The organism is Dyadobacter soli (genome assembly GCF_900101885.1).
Lineage (GTDB): Bacteria > Bacteroidota > Bacteroidia > Cytophagales > Spirosomataceae > Dyadobacter > Dyadobacter soli.
Genome location: NZ_FNAN01000042.1, coordinates 1 through 23,601, shown reverse-complemented (window position 1 = coordinate 23,601; position 23,601 = coordinate 1). Strand labels below are relative to the sequence as shown.

The window sequence follows — 23,601 nt, the reverse complement described above, 5'->3', positions numbered from 1 at the left end:
GCCTCCCGTAGGAGTCGGGCCCGTATCTCAGTGCCCGTGTGGGGGATCAACCTCTCAGCTCCCCTATCGATCGTCGCCTTGGTGGGCCGTTACCCCGCCAACTAGCTAATCGAACGCATGCCCATCTATCACCAATAAATCTTTAACAAATATCACCATGCGGTGCCCCTGTTTTATGCGGTATTAATCCGGGTTTCCCCGGGCTATCCCCCAGTGATAGGTAGGTTGCATACGCGTTACGCACCCGTACGACAGTGACATTGCTGCCCCTTCGCCTTGCATGTATTAAGCCTGCCGCTAGCGTTCATCCTGAGCCAGGATCAAACTCTCCATTGTAAATTTTGTTTGCTACATTAAAGTAGCTTAATTCTATTCAAACGAGTTTTTCTTACTCTTTTGGTCTATCTCATCATGTCAAAGAACAGTGCCAACCGCGCTTTCTTTTCTTCGTGTCAGTCGCTTCGTTTGCGATTGGGATTGCAAAGGTAGAAAACATTTTTTCAAGTCCAATAGCTGGGCAAGAAAAAAGTCAAATAATTTGAAAGTTCTTCAACGATTCAAATTATTCAAAAGCATTATCCAATTATTCGGCGGAAAGGAAGGGATATTTATAGTCTTTCGGCGAAACGAGCGTCTCTTTCAATGCACGCGGAGATACCCATCTGAGCAGGTTTAAAACCGATCCCGCCTTATCATTCGTACCCGATGCCCGCGCACCACCGAAGGGCTGCTGCCCTACCACGGCTCCGGTCGGCTTGTCGTTTATATAAAAGTTACCAGCCGCATTCACCAGATGCCGTGTCGCATATTCAATGGCATAGCGGTCCTTTGCAAAGACAGCCCCTGTTAATGCATAGGGAGAAGTGGCGTCGATGACCGGAATGATTTGTTCGAACTCATTTTCATCATACACATATATAGTGAGGACGGGCCCGAATATCTCCTCGCACAACGTAACATAATCCGGCTTGAATGCGCGAATAATGGTCGGCTCGACAAAATAGCCTTTGCTCTTATCAAAATTGCCTCCTGCGACGATTTCCGTATCCGCGCTGGCCTTTGCCCCATCTATATAAGAAGCGATCTTGTCGAACGACTTTTCGTCGATTACGGCATTCACGAAATTAGAGAAGTCTTCTACACCGCCCATTTTTATCTCGACCAAATCAGCCAGCATAAATCTTTTCACTTCTTCCCAAAGATTGGAAGGGATATACGCCCGTGAAGCCGCCGAGCATTTTTGCCCCTGGTATTCAAATGCACCCCGGATCAGCCCGGTAGCCACCTCCTTTGCATTAGCCGATTTGTGAGCGAGTACAAAATCCTTACCTCCCGTCTCTCCCACGATTCTTGGAAATGTCTTATAAGTAGCAATATTCTCTCCGATTGTCTTCCAAATTGTCTGGAAAACTTTGGTACTACCCGTAAAATGCACGCCGGAGAAATCAGGGTGCTTGAAAATCACTTCTCCCGCAACCGGACCATCTGCCAAAACCATATTAATAACGCCATCCGGCAAGCCCGCTTCTTTGAATACCTTCATAATCACATTCGCCGCGTAGACTTGCGTAAATGCAGGTTTCCAAATCACCACATTACCCATGAGTGCAGGTGCAGCTGGCAGGTTTCCCGCGATAGCCGTAAAGTTGAATGGCGTAATGGCGAAGATGAAACCTTCCAGCGGACGGTATTCCATGCGGTTCCAGACGCCTTCCGACGAAACAGGCTGCTCTTCATAGATATCCCGCATGAAGTTTACATTAAGCCTCAGAAAATCAATGATTTCACAAGCCGAATCGATCTCGGCCTGATAGGCATTTTTGGATTGTCCGAGCATCGTGGCCGCATTCATTTCAGCGCGGTACGGACCGGCGATCAGTTCGGCCGCTTTCAGAAAAATAGCCGCGCGTTGCTCCCAGGTAAGCGTAGCCCAGCTTTTCCGGGCTTCCAGGGCAGCATCAATCGCTTTGGCGACGTCTTCCTTAGTACCCTCGTGAAAATAGCCCAGAATGTGCTGATGATCATGCGGCGGGGACACCTTCTTCTTATTTCCCGAATAGATTTCTTCGCTACCTATATATTGTGGTATCTCAATGGTTTTGGAGCGGGCATCCGCCAATGCTTTTTTAAGTTCTGCGCGCTCCGGTGTACCCGGCGCATAGCTTTTTACCGGTTCGTTTTTAAGTGCCGGCACATTGAAAATTCCTATCGACATATTATTTGGTTTGTTATATTGATTTACTACCTGTTAGTACGAAACAAAAATATCCGGCGCCACGATCCCCGCAATGCTTTCACAGCAAAGTACTATCCTGTTTTTAGCCCGAAAACCCATTTAAAAGTTCTCAAAATAACTGACCTGCTGGGATTTTAGTTAAATTTGCGCTCCCATTTTCCGGATCAATTTATATCAAAATGATATTCTATAGTACCAAAACTGCCGACTTGAAAGCATCGCTGGAAGAAGCCGTTTTCAACAGCCTTCCTCCCGATAACGGTCTCTACATGCCCGAAACCATTCCTGCTATTTCGAAGGAATTTCTGGACGATATCGAGAATAAATCCTTCAAAGAGATCGCCATCGAGGTGACGGCCACCCTTTTGGGCAGTGAAATTACTAGAAGCGAAATTGAATCCATCATTGATCGCGCATATGATTTCGAAGCGCCGGTCGTGAAGATCACGCCGAACGACTACGTACTCGAACTGTTCCATGGCCCATCAATGGCTTTCAAGGACTTTGGTGCACGGTTCATGGCGGCGATCATGTCCTACTTTTTGCAGCGCTCCAACAAAGAAATCCGCATTCTGGTGGCAACATCCGGCGATACCGGAGGCGCGGTTGCACAAGGTTTTCATAAAGTACCGGGCATCTCGGTTACGATCCTCTACCCCAGTGGAAAAGTAAGCGATATTCAGGAAAAACAATTGACTACCCTCGGCTACAATGTAACGGCCCTGGAAGTAGATGGTACTTTCGACGATTGCCAGCGCCTGGTGAAAGAAGCATTCCTCGATCCGGAGCTTTCCGAAAAATACAATCTCGCTTCGGCGAACTCCATCAATATCGCCCGGCTGATCCCACAATCGTTCTATTATTTCGCGGCCTATGCGCAGTTGAAGAAATTGGGCAAGCCATTGGTGATCGCTGTACCGAGCGGTAACTTCGGAAACCTCAGCGCGGGCGTACTCGCCTATCGCATGGGCCTGCCGGTGGAGCATTTCATCGCGGCCACTAATGTGAACAATGCGGTACCGCGCTACCTCGAGTCTGGTACTTACGAACCACTTCCTTCGATTGAAACAATATCCAATGCAATGGACGTCGGCAGCCCGAGCAACTTTGTACGGTTGACGAGATTTTTCAATGACGACTGGAATGCGATCAACGAAAAAGTTTCCGGGGCATTCTTCACCGATGAGCAAACCCAAAAAGCAATGCGGGAAGTTTTCGGCAATGCCAACTATGTGATGTGCCCGCACACGGCTGTCGCTTACCGGGGTCTTCAGGAGTATCGGAAAAAAACGAACGGTGATTTCATCGGCGTCTTCCTTTCGACTGCCCATCCGGCGAAATTTATCGACCTCGTGGAAGAAACTTTGGGAAAAAGCATCGAAGTACCTGAAAGATTGAAATCACTGCTTGATTTTGAAAAAGTGTCGATCAAAATGAAACCTGAATTTTCGGAATTCAAATCACTATTAATGAATGAGTTAAAATAGAAATTCAGCGTTTCAATGCGCCTGAGATTTGAATATTCGACTGAATCCGGGTAGAAGCGCGTGAATTTTAAAATGTAAAAGGCCCCGAAGCGTCAAACTTCGGGGCCTTTTTCTATTGTCTGTAAAAATTTCTCTAGTTGACGACGTCGCCCCTCAAAATCCGGAAACGCTTCCTCGACTCGGCGACGAAAATGCTGCCCGGATATTTTTCCATCAGCTCCTGGTACAATTTCATCGACTGGTCCTTGTCATTGAGTTTTTCCTGGTAGAGCTTCGCCATAGCGAACAGCGCATCGTCGCCGTACAGGTCATGACCAAATTTGGAGTACAACAATTTCAGATCCGCCATTGCCTGCTGGTTGCTGTCGAGCTTAATGTAAGTCTTAGCGGTGAGCCAGAGAATTTCGTCAGCCAGGCTATGGTTTTCATACTTCTTATACAATTGCTTCAAGGTATCGATCGCCTCGAACTTCTTATTCTGAAACAATTGAAGCTCGACCGAGGAGTAAGCTTTCATCGCAGCCTCGGTACTATCGAGACCGGTGTTGTCCATTATTAATAACGAAAGCTCATTGGCGTCGTTCGCAATTTCGCGACTGGTTGCCTTTTTCAGAATGTCGAGAACTGCTTTCGCTAACTCAAACTCACCTTTGAAATAATGCAACTTCGCATTCCGCAACTTCGCCTCGTAACCAAGCACATCATCTTTCTGAGACTTTTCGACCTGCGAATATACCAATGTCGCCTCCCAGGGTTCACCTTGCAGCAGGTAGATATCACCCAGATCGAGCTTGCATTTATCTACAAAATTCTTCTCAGCCTTACCCGCTTCGATCGCTTTTTGCAATATCTCGATCGCCTTTTTGAAGTTATCCATATAGAATGCATTCAGGATCGCCATGTTTCGCAGCGCTTCGATCGTACGCACATTCACGCCCAGTTCATCGACGAGCTGCTGGTATTGACCGAGCAGCTTCTGCACTTCGCTTTTCTTTACGGGATAAGTGTTTTTGACCTGCTCCTCCCGAGCGAAAATGGCCATTCTCCGCGCCACCGGATAGAGCTGTCCTTTGGGATACTCCTTCACGAGATGGTCGAAGATTGTGCCTGCATTGGTATAGTCGTTGTTCTGCAAGGCCAGCATTCCGAGGTTGTAAAGCCGCGATCCATTGTGTTTAAAACGGCGGTCGAGGGCGCGTTCCTGGATGAATGCTTTGTAAAAATCCTTGCGCTGGACCTGGTACCAGATCAGCAGTTCATTGTAAAAGCCTTCCTGCGGAAACTTCTGGATCTTATCATATAATACCTTTTCCAGCAATGCCTGTTCCTTCTCGTCCTTCGTAAAGTCCTGAAGCATATTCTGAACGACCTCGGTATTCTGATAGCGCATGCCATAAGAAAGCAGCTCGTCGATCATCTTCTCCGGCTGGTTCAGGTCGCGGTAAACGCTTGCAAGTTCGAGCTGGAAGATATCGTAACGTTTCGCGCTTTCCCTCGCTTCGAGCAGGATATTCTTCGCCCATTCCGACTGGTTTTGCGCCCGGAATTCCTCCGCCAGGTCGCGTTTAAGCTCCGTTCTCGCACCGGACGCGGTAATGACCTGCTCGTACCTTTTGGATGCCTCTACGGCCTTCCCCTGATTCTCAAGCATTATGCCCCAGTTGAGATAATACCAGGCTGCATTGTTGGCATCCCCTTTGATCTGCTTTTTGAAAAATTGCTCGCCGTCGCCCCATGCCTTGCTCTTCACAATGCAGCTGGTGTAATTCTTAAGCGAGATTTTTTCAAATGAGCTTTTCAGAAATGAAGAATAGTAACTAAGCGCCTTTGGACAATCCCCATTTTTGAAATATTCTTCGGCCAGCTCCCGCTCCCCCTGCCCGAACGCCGCGGCCGCCCCGGAAAGCAGAAATCCTATCATCAAACAGCTCGTAACCCTTTTCATAATAGATAAAAAAATCTTTTTCCTTTAGTTATTATCATTCATTGTGTCTGTGGATTTGTGAATAAAGTGCTTGTCCACTGTAGATTAACATAGTTATTCACATTTTGTGGATAACTATTGTAGGTTATCCACTGTATAAATTTTTGAAATCAACATTTAAGTAGTTGAAATACAAGTTAGGAATTATTCTGTTCACATTGGAATGTGGGTAAACGCCTTTAGTTGACTACTTTTGTTATCCACAGTTTCTAAAGTGAATCAACGTACTGTTAACTCTCGTTTGGTTGCTGGTTATCCACTGGAGGCCTGAATTCACTTTTTTATCCACACATATTAGGGGTTATCCACAAGGTTGTTCACATTTTCACCCCTTTTACCAACAAAATTTCGGCGTTATTCACATAGTTATCCACAGACTGTAGACAAAAATGTCATTATTTTTCTTCAGGAATGGTGATGTTGATATCGTTCAGCTCGAAATTTGCCTTCAAAAGGAACTTGTCCTGCATGTAATAGATAGGCTCAGGCTGCAGGTCTTTGTCCATTTGGCCGGGATCCCACCTTCTGTTCCGGTTTCTATCGATCGTAGCGCGCAAAAAATATTTTCCTTGAGGGATATTCTTGAAAGTGTAGGGCGATTGGTAGTGTGTTTCGACTACTTTGTATTGTTCGTCGACCAGTTCGATAATGAGACGCATCGACGTATCCGCGTTCGTAACGCGGCCATGGATCACGCCGTAATCTTCTTCCTTTAGAATAGTATGCCGAAGCAATGTTTTGGGCAGCGTGTCGCCTTCTACGCTGATGATCGAGCCTTTGGGAATATCCCATTTCACGGTGTCTTTCGCGAACGATTTTGCGTCGATTGTGAGGATATTGTGGTTTTTATTCCAACTGTATTTAAATGCATTCAATGGCTCGTGGGTGAGGCTGTCGGAGATTAATGCGATTTTTTGATCGTCGAGCGTGCGGACGGGTTTGTTCAGAATGATCTTGTAGGTGAATGTGTTGGTAAGCGGTTTGTTGGCTTCCGGAATGGTCGTAATGGACAACGGATCGAGCTGGCGCTGTTTGCCGCGTTGCGCCTGAAATGCGATTTTTTGCTCAAATTCACTCGATATTCCCAGAGAATCCAATGTTTTGAGTTTTACCAATGTGGTATCGGGATGGGGATCTACATTGAAAAATTTAAGGTTTGTGCCATTGGGTTCAAGCAGGTAGGGTAGTGGATCTTTGTTTACGAACGTCACTTCCACGTTCTCGATCGCTTTGCTGAACACAACTGCGTAATTATTCACTTTTGGAAGCGTTCGCTGGACCTTTAATGCGGTGTTGTCGGAGAGGTACATATTCAGCTGATAGGACGCGGAATCGGTGCCGGCCGTGATGGTTTTACCCAAAAATCCCATGCGCTCATCCTTCGCATTGTAGAGCATATTGCGGTTTTTGTCGTCGATGGCGATCAGTTTGTATTGTCTGGTTTGAATGTTTTCAATGGAAAACACACCGCTGCTATCGGTTCTTGAAAAGTAGTAGGGCTTTTGTTTGGCGATATTGAGGGTGTCGCTGACGTTGTACAGACCCACCAGGGCGTCAAAAATGGGCTTGTTGGTGCGGATATCCTTCAATGTTCCATACACGCGCCCGGAGTCGAGCGAATTGCCGGTACTGAAGACTATTTTGAGGTTTTTTGCCGGATTTTTTTCCGCGAAATCCTTGATAGCATCACCGAAATTCAAGGTAAATGTGGTACTGTCCTTGAACTGATTTTTGAATGTAAGCAGTACCGACATGCCGTTCTGCTTGTAAGAGTAGGGGTTATCGGCCTCAGGCGTGATCACCAATTTCTGGTTGATATTATCCACCACCACGTATTCATCGAAGAATAATTCGATTTTCTTCCCTTTAAAATTGAGGGTTTTGTTCAGGGGATTGCTTTCCAGAAGTGTAGGCGGAATCGAATCCCTTTTTCCTCCGGTAGGCGGTACCTGTTGTGCACAGCGTTCGAAGAAGAACAGAATGAGGATGGCAAATACAATCGTTCTAAGCATTTCAGTTGAATTTAAAAAGCCCCCAATACAGTGGGTATTGAGGGCCGTTTGTTGTGTTGGTACTGGTCAGTTTTTCGAGATAATGTAGATCAGGCTGGAAGTATTAAGCTCCTTATTTGTGCCGGCGCGGCCTTTCAGATTGGATTCTAACCCGGTGATCGCGCTATCGATTAAATTGGTTTTGCTGCTTTTGTATTTCGTGCTGAGCATACTTACATAAAAGGAATCGAACCACATGGGAAGTATCTTTTTAACCGTCAATCCGTGCCTTTGTAAGAGGTTTTTCATGGTAGCGCGGGTGAAATGATACAAATGACGGGGAACGTCGTAGGCGGCCCAAAAACGGCCGTATTTGGCGGCATCGTGCGACTGTGGGTTAGGTACCGCGATAATGATCCGCCCGTTCGGTTTTAAATGGTTTTGCAGCCAGTCGATCGTTTCATTCAATTTATGCACGTGTTCCAGAACGTGCCACATGGTAATAAGATCGTATTGCTGCGCTCCCAGGCTCTCTTCCGTTATACCTTCGAAGATCGTCGCTCCTACCCTTTTTGACGCCACCTCGCGTGCACCTGAATCGGGTTCGGTACCGTATGTGTTCCAGCCATCCTGTTTTACAGCACCGAGAAAATTGCCGGTTCCGCAGCCGATGTCGAGCAATGTTCCCTTCGGTTGAACGAGGCTGTTGATCAGTTTTACCTTCTGTTCAATCGTATGATTTCTCACAGAAGTGTACACTTTACTCATCAGATCTTTGGCTTCGTCGTGATGGGAAATATATTCCTGTGACTCATAATATACGCCGATCGAGTCTTCTGAAGGGCGCGGATTTGTGAACAGAAAGTAGCAGGAATTGCATTGCTGGATCGTAAATTCTTTGTGCGAAACGGTATAATCCTCCACATTCAGATAATTGCTGAAACTGGATTGCTGGCATACCGGGCATTTTTCGAGCGTTTCTAAAGACATTAGCGGCCTATGTAAAGCATTAAAACAGATATATCCGAAGGGCTGACACCGCTGATGCGCGACGCCTGGCCGATCGTGGAAGGACGTGTTCTTTTCAGTTTCTCACGGCCCTCAAAGGACAAGGAAGTGACGCCATCATAGTTGAAATTTTCTATGATCGCGAGATTTTCCAGCTTATTCATTTTCTCCACGAGCAGCATTTCCTTCTCAATATAGCTGTCGTATTTCAAATTGATCTCGGCTTGCTGCACGGAATCGTGGCCATATTCACTGAGCAATTCGTTCACGACAGGGCTCGATTCAAGCAGTTGGTTAATCGAAATCTGGGGCCTTCTGAGCAGTTGCGCGACAGCGATTTTTTCACGAATCTGCGCAGTACCGATCGCTTCCAATGCCGGGTTGATTTCGTCCGGGGTCAGTTTGGTAGCATTTAGTTTGGCGATGATCTCTTCTGTCTCACGTTTCTTCGTACGCACTGCCTCTACCCTTTCGTCGCTCGCCAAACCGATTTCGTAGCCCTTTTCGGTAAGCCTCAAATCTGCATTATCCTGGCGAAGCAACGTCCGGTATTCAGCGCGGGAGGTGAACATGCGGTAGGGCTCTTCGGTACCTTTGTTAATGAGGTCGTCGATGAGCACGCCGATGTATGCTTCCGATCTTTTCAAAACGAATGGATCGAGATCGTTCACATTCCGGTGTGCATTGATGCCGGCCATCAAGCCCTGGCACGCCGCCTCTTCATAGCCGGTCGTCCCATTGATTTGACCCGCAAAAAAGAGATTCTTCACCAGGTGGGTTTCAAGCGTCGATTTCAATTGCGTCGGCGGGAAGTAGTCGTATTCGATCGCATAGCCCGGGCGGAACATTTTAGCATTCTCGAAGCCTGGAATTTTCCGGAGCGCAGCATATTGCACGTCTTCCGGCAGCGAAGTCGAGAAGCCATTGACATACACCTCCACAGTATCCCACCCTTCCGGTTCCACGAAAATCTGGTGACGGTCCTTATCGGCAAAGCGGTTGATCTTATCTTCCACCGACGGACAATACCGGGGCCCCAGCCCCTTAATGCGTCCCGAGAACATCGGCGATTTTTCAAAGCCGGTTTTCAGCACGTCGTGTACTTCCTGGTTGGTGTAGGTGATCCAGCAGCTGCGTTGTTTGGCGAGCGGCTTGGTATCGGTGTAGGAAAATTTGGCCGGGTTTTCGTCGCCGGGTTGTTCTTCCATTTTGGAGTAGTCGAGCGAGCGGCCGTCCACGCGTGGGGGCGTGCCGGTTTTCATGCGGCCTGCTTCAAAGCCGAGTGTTACCAATTGCTCTGTCAAGCCGGTTGCGGATTTCTCGCCGGTGCGGCCTCCACCGAAGTTTTTCTCGCCGATATGGATGAGTCCATTGAGGAAAGTACCATTGGTTAGTACCACAGCTTTCGAGCGGATTTCAATGCCGAGACTCGTCACTACCCCGCAGGCTTTGCCGTCCTCGACGATGATGTTTTTCGCCGTGTCCTGCCAGAAGTCTACATTCGGATTGTTCTCGAGAATCGACCGCCATTCCTCTGCGAATCTGACCCGGTCGCTTTGGCAACGGGGGCTCCACATGGCAGGGCCCTTGGAGAGGTTCAGCATCCGGAACTGGATCATCGTCTTGTCGGAGACGATCCCCGACTGTCCGCCGAGCGCGTCGATCTCCCGGACGATCTGTCCTTTGGCGACACCGCCCATTGCGGGGTTGCACGACATCTGTGCGATGGTGTGCATATTCATTGTGATCAGTAGTACCGACGAACCCATCGTCGCTGCGGCAGCGGCGGCTTCGCATCCGGCATGGCCTGCGCCTACCACGATCACATCATATTCCTGAAACATATTATTACTCACTTGTTAAACCACTTTAATTAAAGTGTTCCACGTGGAAATTTAACTAGAACAGCCTAAGATACTCATCTTCTTTAGCCCTCATGGCCGTTTTAAGCGCTTCACTCGTGTCGTCGTACCCCGCAAGGTGTAGCAACCCATGAATGAGCACACGGCGCATTTCTGTGTCAAATTCGGTGTGGAACGTTGCTGCATTTTCACGTACCCTGTCTACACTGATGTAAATATCCCCCTCCACTTGATTGTCTTCCTCACTATTGTCAAACGTAATGATGTCAGTGAAATAGTCGTGGTCGAGGTACTCCTTATTGATTTCAAGCAGGTATTCGTCCGAACAAAATATGTAATTCAATTGAGATAACTCATAACCTTCTGAAATTGAGGTGTTTTTGATCCATTTCTTCGTTTTTAACGGATTAACTACCTTAAAATCAATGCCTTCCGAGAAGAAACTTACCATGATTTATAGCCACGCACATCCGCCCGGATAAGTGCCGGCTGGTGCGTGATATTTAAATATTTGATCGTAAATAATTTACAAACTTACGAAGTCTGTCATTAAGAACATGAAAAACAAGGGATAGCGTGTCAAAACCCCCTGTTAAAAAGAGTTAACGCTATCCCCTACCCTAGCCCAACAAAATGGACCGTTGATCAGTTCTTGGCCTGGTATTTACGGAAGTACGTGTCGACTTCCCGTTTGTAGAATGGTGAGAAAGTAGGCGGTATGGTGCGAAGCAGTTCCGTTTGCTTCTCCTTCTCGCGAATGTACTTTTCAAATGCGGCAGGCGGTTGTTTCGGCTGCTGCTTCGCGGCTTGTGCTTTGCGTTGCTCGTCCTCGTCCTGCTCTTTCATTGCTTTTTCGGATTCGAGCAGGCGCGTGGTGATCTCCTGGTTGCGTTTGATCATCTCCGGCGTCACGCGTTTGTTCACAAGGTCGGTTTCAGTTTCGTCCATTTTCTCGGCGATGTCCTGCAACTCCTTGCCCATTTGCTCGCCCTGCTTGGTACCTTTCTGCTGCTCCATCAAATCCTGGATCATCTTGCGGATCGCGGCTTGCTGCGCGGCCATTCTCGCAAGTTGCTCCGATTGGTTACCCTGTCCTTCCTTGCCCTGGCCGAGCTGCTTGATCTGCCCGTTCAGTTTTTCCTGCATTTCGCCCATGCCCTGCTGCTCGCCTTTCTGCTTACCCTTCTTGCCTTTGCCGGCGCCGGGCATAGCCATCGCCATTTGTTGCTGCATCTGGTTGAAGACGTCGCTCAGCATTAATGCGAGGTTGTTCATGGAAGTCATCGCGAATTGCTGCTTGGAAGTAGCTACATTAATTTGCCGGTCCTTGATGCTCTTCACGCTCTCGTTCATGTACGACTTCATATCGTTCAGCTCGCGGGTGATGAACGATTGGATCTGCACCACGCGGCTGGCCAATGCGTACAGGCTGTCCTCGACGATCTTCGCGTCATCTTTCAGTTTCAGTTGCTGCTGGCCGAGTTTCACGAAGCGGGGATCTTGCAGGCTCACGCCGCGGAAGTCTTTCATCAGCGTCTCCTGGTCGAAGGATAATGTGATCAGGTTTTCGAGAATGTCGCGCAAAGCATCGAGGTTTTCCTGCATTTGCTCCATTTCCGCCGACTCCATTTGCTCCTGCATTGACTGCGCCATTTTCTTCATCGATTTAGCCGCGTTTTTTTGCGACTGGGACGCTTTCTGGTTCTGTTGCTTGTCGAGCTGCTGCTTGCTCTGTTCCATCTGCTCAGAAGCGTTTTTTTGCTCCTCTTTCTGCATATCGAGCTCCTGTTCCAGCTCCTTGCTCATTTCCTCGATCTCCTTGCTGTTTTCCTGGGCTTTTTTGAAATCGTCCTGGATTTTTTCCTGCTCTTTTTTCAGATCTTCGTTTTTGCCCTGCTTATCCTCGGAGCTTTTGTTCTTATCATTCTGCTCCGATTTTTCGGCCAGGTCTTCTTCCTTATCAGCCAAATCGTTCAATTTTTCGGCGAGGTTTTCCATTTTCTGCTCCATCTGCATTTGCTTGAAGAGCTTCATGGTTCGTTCCAGTTCTTTTTCGAGGTTATTTTCCTTGTTACGGAGCTTTTCGAGCATGGTCGACATCCGTTCGCTCTGTTTTTGTTCCAAAAGCTTTTTCAGCTCCTTGTACAGTTTCTCGGTATCCTCGTCCATCAAATCGTTCATCAGCTTTTGCAACTGCTCGATTTTGGCCTGCAACTCGGGACTTTGCTGGTTGAACTGCCGCGCCTTTTCATTGGTGTCCTGGTGCTTTTCCTTCAATGCTTCCAGTTCCTTCATCAACTCCTCGCGTTTCCGCAGCACTTCCTCGATTTGTTTTTGTTCTTTAAAATCGAGCTCCTTGTTACTTTTCAGACGATTATCCAGGTTCTCTATATCCTTCTGCAAGCTCTGCGCTTTCTTCATCGCTGATTGCATCTGATTCTCCGTCGCCTGTTCCGACTTCCTTACCTCCGCTTCCAGCTGATCTTTCGATGGTACCGTGAATTGTATAGATCGTGAGCGGGCACTTTTCGCACCATTTACGCCATCATTATCCCAAACCTGGGCATAGTACTCGATCTTGTCGCCCGGCGCGAGTTTGAGGCTGTCCACGTACCATTGGAAGAAGAAGCTCTGGGTGTTGACGGTTTTGTTAAATGGAATGGGAATGCTTTTCGGCTGCGCAGGCTTGTCCTCATTCGCTCTCTTGACGGAATAGAACATGCGGAGCTGTGAAAACCCGTAATCGTCGCTGATGGAGCCGCCGAGCACGAGGTAGTTATACAATGTCGTATCCTGGAAATTTTCAAGGTTCATCACCGGATATTTGTCCGGAATAACATTGATGAAATAGCCGATTTTGTCCGAATTGGTAGTCTGATCGTTTTTCAGATTTACCTGATATTGAGCTGATTTCCGGACCGTTCTCCGTATTTCGAAATGGTCGCCATTGCTTTCCTTGGCAGTATACAATGCCGAATCGTTTTCGAATTTAATGGCCAATGCTTTGGTAGAAGATGTATTGAAATTCCACTCGACAGTCGTGCCTTCCGGTACCGATAGATTACCTACATTATTCAGCCCTTCCGAAGGTTTATTCAGATACGCTGGATAATGCAAATTCACATCGAACGACAGCAGCGAAGGCCGTTCGTTCACTACAATGCGGTATTCTTCGGAAGCGTAGCCGGCTGCGTCGAAAGAGAATGCGACATCGCGTTGCAGGTTTTTGAATGTGTAGGAAAAATTCTTGGCGCTTTCCTGCGTCAGCTTGAAGCGGGTGCCATTTTGAACCAGGTAAACGGCCGACGGCAGAGCTTCGCCTTGCAGTTTGAGTTTTAATGTAAAATCCTCATTCCGAAATGCTTTCAGGCTCTTGTTTTGTAATTCAAAAGAGAATGGCGCATAAGTATAATTCTTCTGGAAATGGATAATGCGTTCCGAGCTTGAAGAGAAAAACGAGGGGTTGAACAGCAATATCACCGCAATGGCCGCCAGCGGGTACACCGCATATTTCAGCCGCTTTTTATTCTCATTAAAACGAATCGCATCCGAAAAGCGGACAATCAGCAGCTGGCTCGATTTCTGCCGGATACTCGCGTCGATCAGGTCCGATTGCATGCCCGTCAGGTTACGGAGTTGCAATGTATTGACGAGCTTATCCCCCACTTCCGGAAAATACTGCCCTATCTGCAATGCGGCCTGCTCATCAGAGAGCGGTTTTCTCAAACCATACAAATGGATCAGCGGTTGGATAACCCATTGTACAAACGAAAACACCAGTACAGCCAGGAAGCCGAAAAACAGCATCCCGCGCACAAGCGAGCTGAACCGCCCGAAATATTCGATGGTATTGAAAAACAAAAAGACAGTCAGCAGCAGCCCTATCGAGAAGATCGCGCCTTTGAGCAACTGGTTCTGATAATATTTCTGACGGTATTCCTGAATGCGGAGCAACAGGCCTTCCATTGACGTAGTGAAAGGAGCCATAGTGGTTTAGGTATAAGCGTGAAGTTTTTATAACGCATCCGGCATTCAAAAATTACCAAATCGCTACACGTGATAAAAACAAAGAAATATAACGAATTACTGGCACATTTACCCCAGCATGTATGGAAAATCCCGGTATCGTCACACCGGGTGTCGTCACACCGAGTGTCGCCACACCGGTGCCGGCAGGCTACTCATCGCGTCAGAGCGAAATCAGTATGCCGGCTGAGGCGTAGTTGATCCAGTTGAAATTATAGATCTTGTCATTGTCTGCTCCGCCTTCGAGCATACGGTACCCAAGCTTGATCCCGATCGTATTATTGAAATTGTAGGCAATGCCTCCGAAGATGTCCTCGGCGCGTCCCTGCTTTGCGGCCAATGCGTCGCCTTCGAGAATGACGGTCCAGTGGTAGGCCGGTTTCCAGGAAGCGTAGAAATTAATGAGTGGTACAAAACCGAGGTTGTCATAATGCGTGTCGGCATACTCGCTCTTGAAGCGGATGTCGGCATCGCGGACTTTGGCGGTGAGCCCCGCCCCTACCCTCCACTTGCCGTTGGCAAAAAAATCGTAGCGATAGGTAAGCCGGTACGAGTTGAAGCGGTAGTCCACATTGAGCGGCTGGCCGGGGAGGTAGGTATTATTGTTAAAATTCGTCGTCTGATCGAGCGACCCGCGGTAGTGAATCGTGAGCGGGGCGAACAATGCGGAGATATTATGTCGGTTCCCAATCCGGTAACCCGCACGAATGCGATAGAACGCACTCCGGTCGAGGTCGAGCTGCTCTGGGAGATTCACGCGCGTTCCCGAACCGCTCGGGATTTGTACTTTATTGTAACTGGTGCCTAAAATGAGCCCGCCTTCGAGGTCGAAATTGAATTGTGCGGATGCCGGCGTATATACGCTGCATATGAGGACGATGAGTAGTGCATGAGCGGTTTTCATAGGCAACGTTGGTATATAAAAAAACAAACAACCCGGTGACGGATTGTTTGTACAAAATTGATGCCTGAAGAATTTCAAAATCGGCCGCTCCGCGGCGAATTATGCGGGAATTGCCTCCGAAGAGCTCTTGACCGATCTCACAAACGATTTGATATCGTTTTCCAGGTCGGTACTTTCCTGCAACACGCGGATGAATGCGCTGCCGATGATCGCACCGGCGGCGTGGTTCGAAGCTCTCACGAACGTGTCGTGGTCTTTGATACCAAAACCGATCAGGCGCGGATTGCGGAGGTTCATCGCGTCGAGTCTTTCGAAGTACGCTTCCATATCGCCGCTCACGCCGGATTTCGAACCGGTAACGCTCGCGGAGGAAACGGTGTAGATGAATCCGGCGCTCACCTCGTCGATCTGGCGAATGCGTTTTTCGGACGTTTGGGGGGTTACCAAAAAGATATTCAGCAAACCGTGCGCGTCGAAAATGGATTTGTATTCATCGAGGTAAACGTCCATCGGCATATCGGGCAGAATGAGCCCGTCCACGCCTACTTCCGCGCATTTAGCACAAAACGACTCGATACCATACTGCAATACCGGGTTGATATAACCCATTAACAGCACCGGCACGGATACCGTTTCGCGCATACCCTGCAATTGATCAAACAGAATGCGGACGGACATGCCGTTTTCCAATGCGCGGTCATTACTTTGCTGGATTGTCTCGCCGTCGGCCACGGGGTCGGAATACGGCATCCCTATTTCCACGAGATCTGCTCCGCCTTCCTGCAATGCCTGCAAAACGCGTAGGGTATCGTTCAGTTCGGGGAAGCCGGCCGTGAAATAGACATTCAGTAGTCCGGGACGCGTAAGTCCGGCGCTCGATTCCCCGCCCGAGGATTTATCAGAATTCTGAAAAAGATTTACAATGCGGTTCATTCCTGTGTCCAGTAGTCAACAACCAATACTTTGTCCAGGTGTGGTTCCAGGACTTTTACAAATGCTTTGTGCTCAGGGTGAGGCAGGTATACTTCACGTCCGGCTTCGCTGTCGAAGCTCACGAAAAACACGTGTGTGAAGCCTTGTGCCAATCCTTCGGGGCTGTTGTTGGTACCCCATTCAAATCCTTTCACCTCTTTCACTTTCGAAGGAAGCTTTCTGAAAGCGTCTTCCACTTCTTTAATCTGTGCAGGCGTTGAAGAGTCTTTGAATTTGAAAAGCACAACGTGACGCAGCATTTTTTTAGGTGGATTTGAAGGTGAAACAAACGACATGGTGCTGAAAAGGACCATGGAAGCAAGCAAAAAGAGCTTAAATCTCTGCATATATGGTATGGATTTGAGGTGACTAAGCCGAGCAGTTGAGGCATTCGCCTTCGTCGCTGAATTTCAGGCGGTCGAATTCGCCCAGTTTTTCTTTCATTTCAAGGATCTCGTCTTCCATATCGCAGCGTTCGAAAAGCGACAGTTCACCTGAGTTTACCTTTGCTTCCAGCTCCTGGATCTTCAATCGGAGATCGAAAACCTCTGGCAGTGTCAATGTAGCCATGTGATGTTTATTGAGGTGAGAATTAATCGATGTGTTTCATATAAGTGCCCATATCCTTGTCGCCGCGGCCGGAGAGGGTAAGTACCACCGTTTCGTTCTCGGAAGCACCCAGGCGGCCCAAAATGGCCAGTGCGTGCGACGATTCCAATGCCGGGATAATGCCTTCAAGGCGCGTGAGTTCGAATGCAGCCTGTACTGCTTCGTCGTCGGTCGCCGAAAGGAATGTTCCGCGGCCGCTGGCGGCAAGCCATGCGTGCTGAGGGCCGATGCCCGGGTAATCCAACCCCGCGGAGATGGAAAATGGTTCCACTACCTGGCCGTCTTCGGTTTGCATCAGGATGGTACGGCTGCCGTGGAGCACGCCGGGTTTGCCCAATGCGACTGTTGCAGCCGAATGGCCCGAAGTCAGCCCCAAACCAGCCGCTTCCACTGCTACGAGTTTCACATCTTCGTCGTCGAGGAAGTGGTAGAATGTACCCGCCGCATTGCTGCCGCCGCCTACGCAGGCGATGACATAGTCGGGCGTTTCCTTGCCGGTGTGCGCATTCAGCTGGGCGCGGATTTCTTCGGAAATAACCGACTGGAACCGCGCTACCATGTCCGGATACGGGTGCGGACCTACCACGGAGCCGATAATGTAATGCGTATCGACCGGGTTGTTGATCCAGTGGCGCATTGCTTCGTTGGTGGCATCTTTCAGCGTACGCGAGCCCGATGAGGCGGGGCGTACTTCCGCGCCGAGCATTTTCATCCGCGCCACATTCGGCGCCTGGCGCTCGATATCGATTTCACCCATGTACACGGTGCATTCCAGGTTCATCAATGCACATACCGTTGCCGTAGCCACGCCGTGTTGTCCTGCGCCTGTTTCGGCCACAATGCGTTTTTTGCCCAGGCGCTGCGCCATCAGGATTTGCCCGATGGTGTTGTTCACCTTGTGCGCGCCGGTGTGGCAGAGGTCCTCGCGTTTGAGGTAAATGTTGGTTTTGTATTTTTCGGAAAGCCGGTTAGCGCGGTAAAGCGGTGTGGGACGGCCTACGTAATCCCGCAGTAAATCGCTGTATTCTTTCTGAAAAGAAGGGTCCTCGATTACTTTGAGGTAGTTTTCACGCAGTTCTTCCACATTCGGGTAAAGCATTTCAGGAATGAATGCACCCCCGAAAGTGCCATAGTAACCGCGGTCATTTACCTGATACGACTTCTTTTCTGCAATTGATTCCATAAAAATTAAGCTTCCGCTTCTTCTTGTTCTTTTACGCGAACTAAACTAAACAACTCTTCCAGCTTGGCGATATCCTTCACGCCCGGCTCGGTTTCGAACTTGCTGTTGACGTCGATACCGTAAATGGGAAGGGTCTGGGATAAAGTGATGATCTCCTCGATATTGTCGAGCCCGATGCCGCCGCTGAGGAGAAAAGGCTTTTCATTGTCGTATTTGCTCAGCAATTTCCAGTCAAATGCCGTGCCGTTGCCGCCGGGCTGGTCGCCTTTGGTATCGAACAAAAACAGATCGCAAAACGACTTGTAGTTGTTCAGCATCGCAAAGTTGAATTTCTCGTCGATCGAGAATGCCTTGATCACGCTAACGCCCTTCTGACGGATGCTGCGACAAATGTCGGGCATTTCGTTGCCATGCAGCTGCACATATTGCAGGTCGTATTTTTTGACCATGTTCAGAATGTGGCCGGGGTTCGCATTCACAAACACACCTACTTTTTTGATGTTTTGAGGAATGCTGCGGATATATTCTTCGTCCAGCTCCTCACCCACGAAGCGCGGGGATTTGTCATAGAAAATAAACCCTATAAAGTTGGGTTGTAAGGCCACTACCTGCTCGATATTGCCTTGCTGGCGCAATCCGCAAACTTTAATTTTCATAAAACCAGAGGATTTAAATTGCTATGTTGAGTTAAGTCTTGTTGCAAACCTGCAAGTGCGGCTCCTGGGTTTGCAGTTTTCATAAATGTCTCTCCTATCAAAAAGCCTTTGTAGCCGTTTTGAAACAGCTTCACAATGGTGTCGGCGTCCTTCAAACCACTCTCTGAAATCTTCACAAACTGCTCCGGGATCAGTTCGCTCAATGCGACCGACGTCTCGATGGAGGTTTCGAAAGTTTTGAGATTGCGGTTGTTCACACCTACGATATCGATATGCTCGCCGACGCTTACAGCGAGTTCTTCCGCATTATGGACTTCCAGCAGTACTTCCAGGCCGAGATCGTGCGCCCTGCGGCTCAAATGGGCCACTTGTGCAGGCGTAAGGTTCGCTGCGATGAGCAGGATCACGTCCGCGCCGATGGATTTGGCTTCGAAAAGCTGGTATTCGTCCACGATGAAATCCTTCCGGAGCATCGGGATATGCGGGTTAGCCTCCCGTGCTGCGAGGAAATCGGCAAACGAGCCGCCGAAAAAATCGGCATCGGTGAGTACGGAAAGGCCTACTGCGCCAGCGTTCACATAGTCCCGGGTCACGATCTGGGGCTGTACGTCGCCGTTGATAATGCCTTTCGAGGGTGATTTCCGTTTGAATTCCGAGATAATGCGGGGTGTGGTAGATGATCTTAGCGCCGCGGTGAGCGAAGTAGTTGGGCGCGAGAACAATGGCTCCTTTTCCAGATCGGAAACGGACCGCTGTTTTTTCGATTCGCTGATTTCTTCCTGCTTTCGGGCGATAATTTTTTCTAAAATATTCATCTAAAATGCTGTAACTGCAATGATATTAAAAGGGAGAAATGCTTCCCCGCTAACTATTCTTCGATCAATTTTTTGAAAGCGGCCAATGCTTTCTTGCTTTCGAGCGACTCCCGGGCCGTTTCCACGGCGTCGGTCAGCGACAATGCCGGGTTCGCGCAGTAAAGCGCCATAGCTGCATTGGCCAGCACCGCCTGCTTCTGCGACGGCGTTGCCGTGTCGTTCAAAACATTCATGAAAATCCGGGCCGATTCTTCAACTGTCTCGCCGCCGGATAAATCGTCGGCGCGCAAAGTTTGAAGCCCTAGATGAGAGGGGGTAAGAACTTGCTCTGAGCGAGCGGTAATAATTTTAAAAGCACCTGTCAATGACACTTCGTCGTAACCGTCTAATGCGTGAAGAACCAGAAATTGCTTATCCGTTTGTTGGTAAAGATAAGCAAAAAGACGCGCTAATTCAAGACTAAATACGCCCACAAGCTGTTTTTTCGGCGATACCGGATTGACTATCGGACCGAGCATATTGAAGAACGTTTTCACGCCCAGTTCCTTTCTCACCGGCGCCACATTCTTCATGGCAGGGTGAAAAAGAGGGGCATGCAAAAAGCATACACCAGCCTGGTCGATCTTCCTTTCGAGGTAGTCTTTATCATTGGTAAACTTGGCACCCAGGTATTCCAGCACCGTCGACGACCCGCACATGGACGATACGCCATGATTGCCATGCTTGGCCACCCTTTGACCTGCTCCTGCCACTACAAAACATGAAAGCGTCGAAATATTGAATGTATCCTTTCCATCGCCCCCCGTCCCGCAAACGTCGATCGGGTCGTATGCCGATAGATCAACGGAAAGACAGAGTTCGAGCAAACCGTCACGGAAGCCTTCGAGCTCTTCCACGGTAATGCTGCGCATGGCATAAGTAGTTAAAAATGAGGCGATTTCGGAATTGGAGTATTTACCGGTTCCAATGCCCATTAATACGTCTTTGGCTTGCGCCTTGTCGAGGACTTTATATTCAAAAAGATGGCTAAGAATGTTTTTCATGATTGGTTTACAATTGCTTATATCGTCGGGTAGGTGGTGTTATTTCAATGCGGGGGTCAGATTTGCAACCAGTTTTGCAGCATTTCCTTTCCATGCTCTGTCAAAACCGATTCCGGGTGAAATTGAAGCCCTTTCACATCGTATTTCTTATGCGACAGACCCATTACACGGCCTTTTTCATCGACAGCCGTGATCGTAATGTCATCTGTAAAGGTCTCGGGAATAACAGTCCAGGAATGGTACCGGCCGACCTTGATCTGCGACGGCAGGCCTTTGAAAATGCGGTCGCTGGCGTCGGCAACGATGGCCGTGTCGGCAATGCCGTGCAGCACGTCGGTCATATTCTCCAACTCGGCGCCGTAAACCTCTCCTATTCCCTGATGCCCGAGGCAAATGCCGAGAATGCTTTTAGAAGCCCCGTATTCGCGGATTACGTCGTGCATAATGCCCGCCTCCGAGGGAATGCCCGGCCCGGGCGACAGCAGGATCTTGTCGTAATTTCCGACGTCTTCCAGGGCGATCTTATCGTTCCGGTAAATATCCACCTGGTCGTGCAGCTCGCGGAGGATGTACACGAGGTTGTAGGTGAAAGAATCGTAATTGTCGAGAACTAATATTTTCATTGTGACGGTGATTTCAAATCGTTTTTAGATTCCTTCTGCTACCTGAATGGCCTGGCGCAAAGCAGCCAGCTTGCTGTTGATCTCCTGCAACTCGCTTTCGACATTCGACTTGGCCACCACACCCATGCCGGCGCGGAAGAAAAGCGTATTGTCCTTGCTGAGGAACGTCCGGATCGCGATGGCGTGGTTGAAATCGCCATTGAAATCCATAAAACCGATGGCTCCGCCATAAATGCTGCGGTTGCTGCTTTCCATCTGGTCGATCAGTTTCATCGCATTATGCTTGGGCGCGCCCGACAATGTACCTGCGGGAAACGTGTCGGCCACGAGTTGCAGTGGATTCACGTCCTTGTTCATTTTACCTACTACCTTCGAAACAAGGTGGATCACGTGCGAATAGTATTGCACCTCCTTGTAATTTGTGACCTTCACGCTGTCGCAGCTGCGGCTCAGGTCATTCCGTGCAAGATCGACCAACATCACGTGCTCAGCGGTCTCTTTGGGGTCGTCCAGCAGGGCTTGCGCGGCTTCTGCATCGGCCTGATCGTCGCCGGTGCGGCGGAATGTGCCTGCGATCGGGTGGATTTCGGCCTGGCCGTTTTTGATGAATATCTGTTTTTCGGGAGATGATCCGAAGATCCTGTAATTGCCGTAGTCGAAGTAGAAGAGGTAAGGCGAAGGATTGATGGAGCGCAATGCACGGTAGACATTGAATTCGTCGCCCTGAAATTTGCGGCTGAAACGGCGCGAAGGAACGATCTGGAACACATCCCCGCGAAGGCAGTGATCGATGCCTTTCTGGATCACTTTTCGCATTTCGTCGTCGGTCACATTGGAAGTCTCGTCCGCCGTAATGCTGAAACCGTATTGCGGGAAGTTGCGGTTCTTGATCAGTACCTCGATCTGATCGATGCCGCCCTCTTCCGTGATCTCGCCGTATTGGTGTTCAAAAATGTAGAGTTCGTTTTTGAAGTGGTTAATAGCGATGACGTACCGGTATACCTGGTAGAATATTTGGTCAATTTCCGTTTCCGCGTTCGTAGGCTGGATCTCGATATCTTCGAAGTAAGTGACCGCATCGTAAGTCATGTGCCCGAACAGGCCGTTGGTGATGAAGGGAAACTTGCTTTTTTCGGATTTAAAGCTCTGTGCAAAACCGTACAATGCCTGAACAGCGTCTTTGCGGTTTTCGAGCTGAAAGTTGACGATCTCACCGTCGGGAAACCGCTGCGTTACCGTGCTATTGTTCAGTTTGAAGGAAGCGATCGGATCGCAGCAAATGTATGTAAATGAGTTTTCGTTGCCGTGGTAATCGGAGCTTTCGAGGAGAATCGTGTTCACGAAACGGTCTCTGAGCTTCAGATAGATCGAAACCGGCGTCAATGTATCGGCCAGTAGCTTTTTGTGGCGTGTGGTAATCTGATAATTCTTTTCCAGGGTTTTCATGTGCAGGTTGTAATGTAGAGTGTATAAAAAAAACGGCTCGCTGTCAGATGAACAGCGAGCCGTTTGAATGTATATCGATTCTATACCATTGCAATAGCCTTACTTGTCCATCTTGGAAGGATAAGTACGCCACCACCAAATAGTATTGAATAATTTCATAGTTGAAAAATGCCTTGCGGCTGTTACAAGAGCAAATATAGGAAAAAGAATAATCGCTGCAGTGTTTTGCAAAATATTTCTGCAAGATTTTGCAAAGAGTTGTGCAAAAATGGCCACAGCAATGTTTGAAATCTATAATTTCTAGTGAATGCAAGACCTGCCAAACTGGCACATAAACGCAACAAAAGCATCCCTTATGAGGATGCTTTTAGGATTAATAATTGTGGCGACTACCTACTTTACCAGGTTTGAACCAAGTATCATCGGCGGAACTGGGCTTAACTTCTCTGTTCGGGATGGGAAGAGGTGAACACCAGACCAATAGTCACCAACAAGTTCGTCGTTGGGTTTTGTTCGCTATGGGAAGGAGGTGAAGCGAATCGTCGCACCGTCCAGACCAATAGTCACCAACAAGATCTTTGAGTTTTAGGAGGAAGGGGAGGAAGGAGTATGGAGGAAGGGCATTCCCTTTCGTCCTTTTTTCCATTGTCCCTTTTGTCCTTTTCATGTCATATTGGAAGTAGAAGAGATGAAGATAAAGATTAAATGTGCAAGCTGTTGGGTAATTAGTACTGCTCAGCTGAGTGTATTTCGACA

The 23,601-nt window shown here is 48.6% G+C and carries 18 protein-coding genes and 2 rRNA genes; 1 reads left to right on the top strand and 19 read right to left on the bottom strand.

Annotated elements, in window-relative coordinates; genetic code table 11:
* Positions 1 to 336: ribosomal RNA gene (locus BLQ88_RS36295) — 16S ribosomal RNA — on the bottom strand; the annotation flags it as partial.
* A gap of 247 nt (positions 337 to 583) precedes the next feature.
* On the bottom strand, positions 584 to 2,215 hold the full coding sequence (pruA, locus tag BLQ88_RS36290) for an L-glutamate gamma-semialdehyde dehydrogenase (protein ID WP_090157906.1): 1,632 nt from the start codon (positions 2,213 to 2,215) through the stop codon (positions 584 to 586).
* A gap of 200 nt (positions 2,216 to 2,415) precedes the next feature.
* On the opposite strand from pruA, the gene thrC reads away from it, so the two are divergent.
* Positions 2,416 to 3,723, top strand: coding sequence for a threonine synthase (thrC, locus tag BLQ88_RS36285; protein WP_090157905.1), 1,308 nt, complete (start codon positions 2,416 to 2,418; stop codon positions 3,721 to 3,723).
* Between the two features lie 133 nt (positions 3,724 to 3,856).
* On the opposite strand, the gene BLQ88_RS36280 is transcribed toward thrC, so the two are convergent.
* The 17 genes from BLQ88_RS36280 to rrf all read right to left on the bottom strand — a co-directional run bounded on the left by BLQ88_RS36280 (position 3,857) and on the right by rrf (position 23,337).
* On the bottom strand, positions 3,857 to 5,668 hold the full coding sequence (locus BLQ88_RS36280; protein ID WP_229213016.1) for a tetratricopeptide repeat protein: 1,812 nt from the start codon (positions 5,666 to 5,668) through the stop codon (positions 3,857 to 3,859).
* 434 nt (positions 5,669 to 6,102) lie between these two features.
* Positions 6,103 to 7,719: an Ig-like domain-containing domain gene (locus tag BLQ88_RS36275; protein WP_090157903.1), complete on the bottom strand. Its 1,617-nt coding sequence runs from the start codon at positions 7,717 to 7,719 to the stop codon at positions 6,103 to 6,105.
* Between the two features lie 66 nt (positions 7,720 to 7,785).
* Complete coding sequence (locus tag BLQ88_RS36270) at positions 7,786 to 8,688, bottom strand: class I SAM-dependent methyltransferase (protein ID WP_090157902.1); 903 nt, start codon at positions 8,686 to 8,688, stop codon at positions 7,786 to 7,788.
* Positions 8,688 to 10,550, bottom strand: coding sequence for a tRNA uridine-5-carboxymethylaminomethyl(34) synthesis enzyme MnmG (mnmG, locus tag BLQ88_RS36265; protein ID WP_090157901.1), 1,863 nt, complete (start codon positions 10,548 to 10,550; stop codon positions 8,688 to 8,690). The genes BLQ88_RS36270 and mnmG overlap by 1 nt, the downstream gene beginning before the upstream one ends.
* 55 nt (positions 10,551 to 10,605) lie before the next feature.
* Complete coding sequence (gene ybeY, locus BLQ88_RS36260; protein WP_090157900.1) at positions 10,606 to 11,019, bottom strand: rRNA maturation RNase YbeY; 414 nt, start codon at positions 11,017 to 11,019, stop codon at positions 10,606 to 10,608.
* A gap of 194 nt (positions 11,020 to 11,213) precedes the next feature.
* On the bottom strand, positions 11,214 to 14,534 hold the full coding sequence (locus tag BLQ88_RS36255; RefSeq protein ID WP_090157899.1) for a DUF4175 family protein: 3,321 nt from the start codon (positions 14,532 to 14,534) through the stop codon (positions 11,214 to 11,216).
* Positions 14,535 to 14,757: 223 nt separating this feature from the next.
* A complete protein-coding gene (locus BLQ88_RS36250; RefSeq protein ID WP_090157898.1) occupies positions 14,758 to 15,498 on the bottom strand; it encodes a porin family protein in 741 nt (246 codons plus the stop codon).
* 99 nt (positions 15,499 to 15,597) lie between these two features.
* Positions 15,598 to 16,431, bottom strand: a complete 834-nt coding sequence (trpA, locus tag BLQ88_RS36245; protein ID WP_090157897.1) for a tryptophan synthase subunit alpha — start codon at positions 16,429 to 16,431, stop codon at positions 15,598 to 15,600.
* A complete protein-coding gene (locus BLQ88_RS36240; RefSeq protein WP_085938722.1) occupies positions 16,428 to 16,784 on the bottom strand; it encodes a Dabb family protein in 357 nt (118 codons plus the stop codon). Before BLQ88_RS36240 ends, trpA begins: the two co-directional genes overlap by 4 nt.
* A 55-nt stretch (positions 16,785 to 16,839) precedes the next feature.
* Positions 16,840 to 17,040, bottom strand: coding sequence for a hypothetical protein (locus BLQ88_RS36235; protein ID WP_015813244.1), 201 nt, complete (start codon positions 17,038 to 17,040; stop codon positions 16,840 to 16,842).
* A gap of 22 nt (positions 17,041 to 17,062) precedes the next feature.
* Entirely contained in the window at positions 17,063 to 18,262 is a 1,200-nt protein-coding gene (gene trpB, locus BLQ88_RS36230) for a tryptophan synthase subunit beta (protein WP_090157896.1), read from the bottom strand.
* A 5-nt stretch (positions 18,263 to 18,267) separates the two neighbouring features.
* A complete protein-coding gene (locus BLQ88_RS36225) occupies positions 18,268 to 18,918 on the bottom strand; it encodes a phosphoribosylanthranilate isomerase (protein WP_090157895.1) in 651 nt (216 codons plus the stop codon).
* A complete protein-coding gene (gene trpC / locus BLQ88_RS36220) occupies positions 18,915 to 19,733 on the bottom strand; it encodes an indole-3-glycerol phosphate synthase TrpC (protein ID WP_090157894.1) in 819 nt (272 codons plus the stop codon). Before trpC ends, BLQ88_RS36225 begins: the two co-directional genes overlap by 4 nt.
* Before the next feature lie 53 nt (positions 19,734 to 19,786).
* Entirely contained in the window at positions 19,787 to 20,776 is a 990-nt protein-coding gene (gene trpD / locus BLQ88_RS36215) for an anthranilate phosphoribosyltransferase (protein WP_090157893.1), read from the bottom strand.
* Positions 20,777 to 20,832: 56 nt separating this feature from the next.
* Positions 20,833 to 21,399, bottom strand: a complete 567-nt coding sequence (locus BLQ88_RS36210; RefSeq protein ID WP_090157892.1) for an anthranilate synthase component II — start codon at positions 21,397 to 21,399, stop codon at positions 20,833 to 20,835.
* Between the two features lie 24 nt (positions 21,400 to 21,423).
* On the bottom strand, positions 21,424 to 22,845 hold the full coding sequence (locus BLQ88_RS36205; RefSeq protein ID WP_090157891.1) for an anthranilate synthase component I family protein: 1,422 nt from the start codon (positions 22,843 to 22,845) through the stop codon (positions 21,424 to 21,426).
* Between the two features lie 380 nt (positions 22,846 to 23,225).
* Positions 23,226 to 23,337, bottom strand: a 5S ribosomal RNA gene (gene rrf / locus BLQ88_RS36200).
* Positions 23,338 to 23,601: the final 264 nt, after the last annotated feature.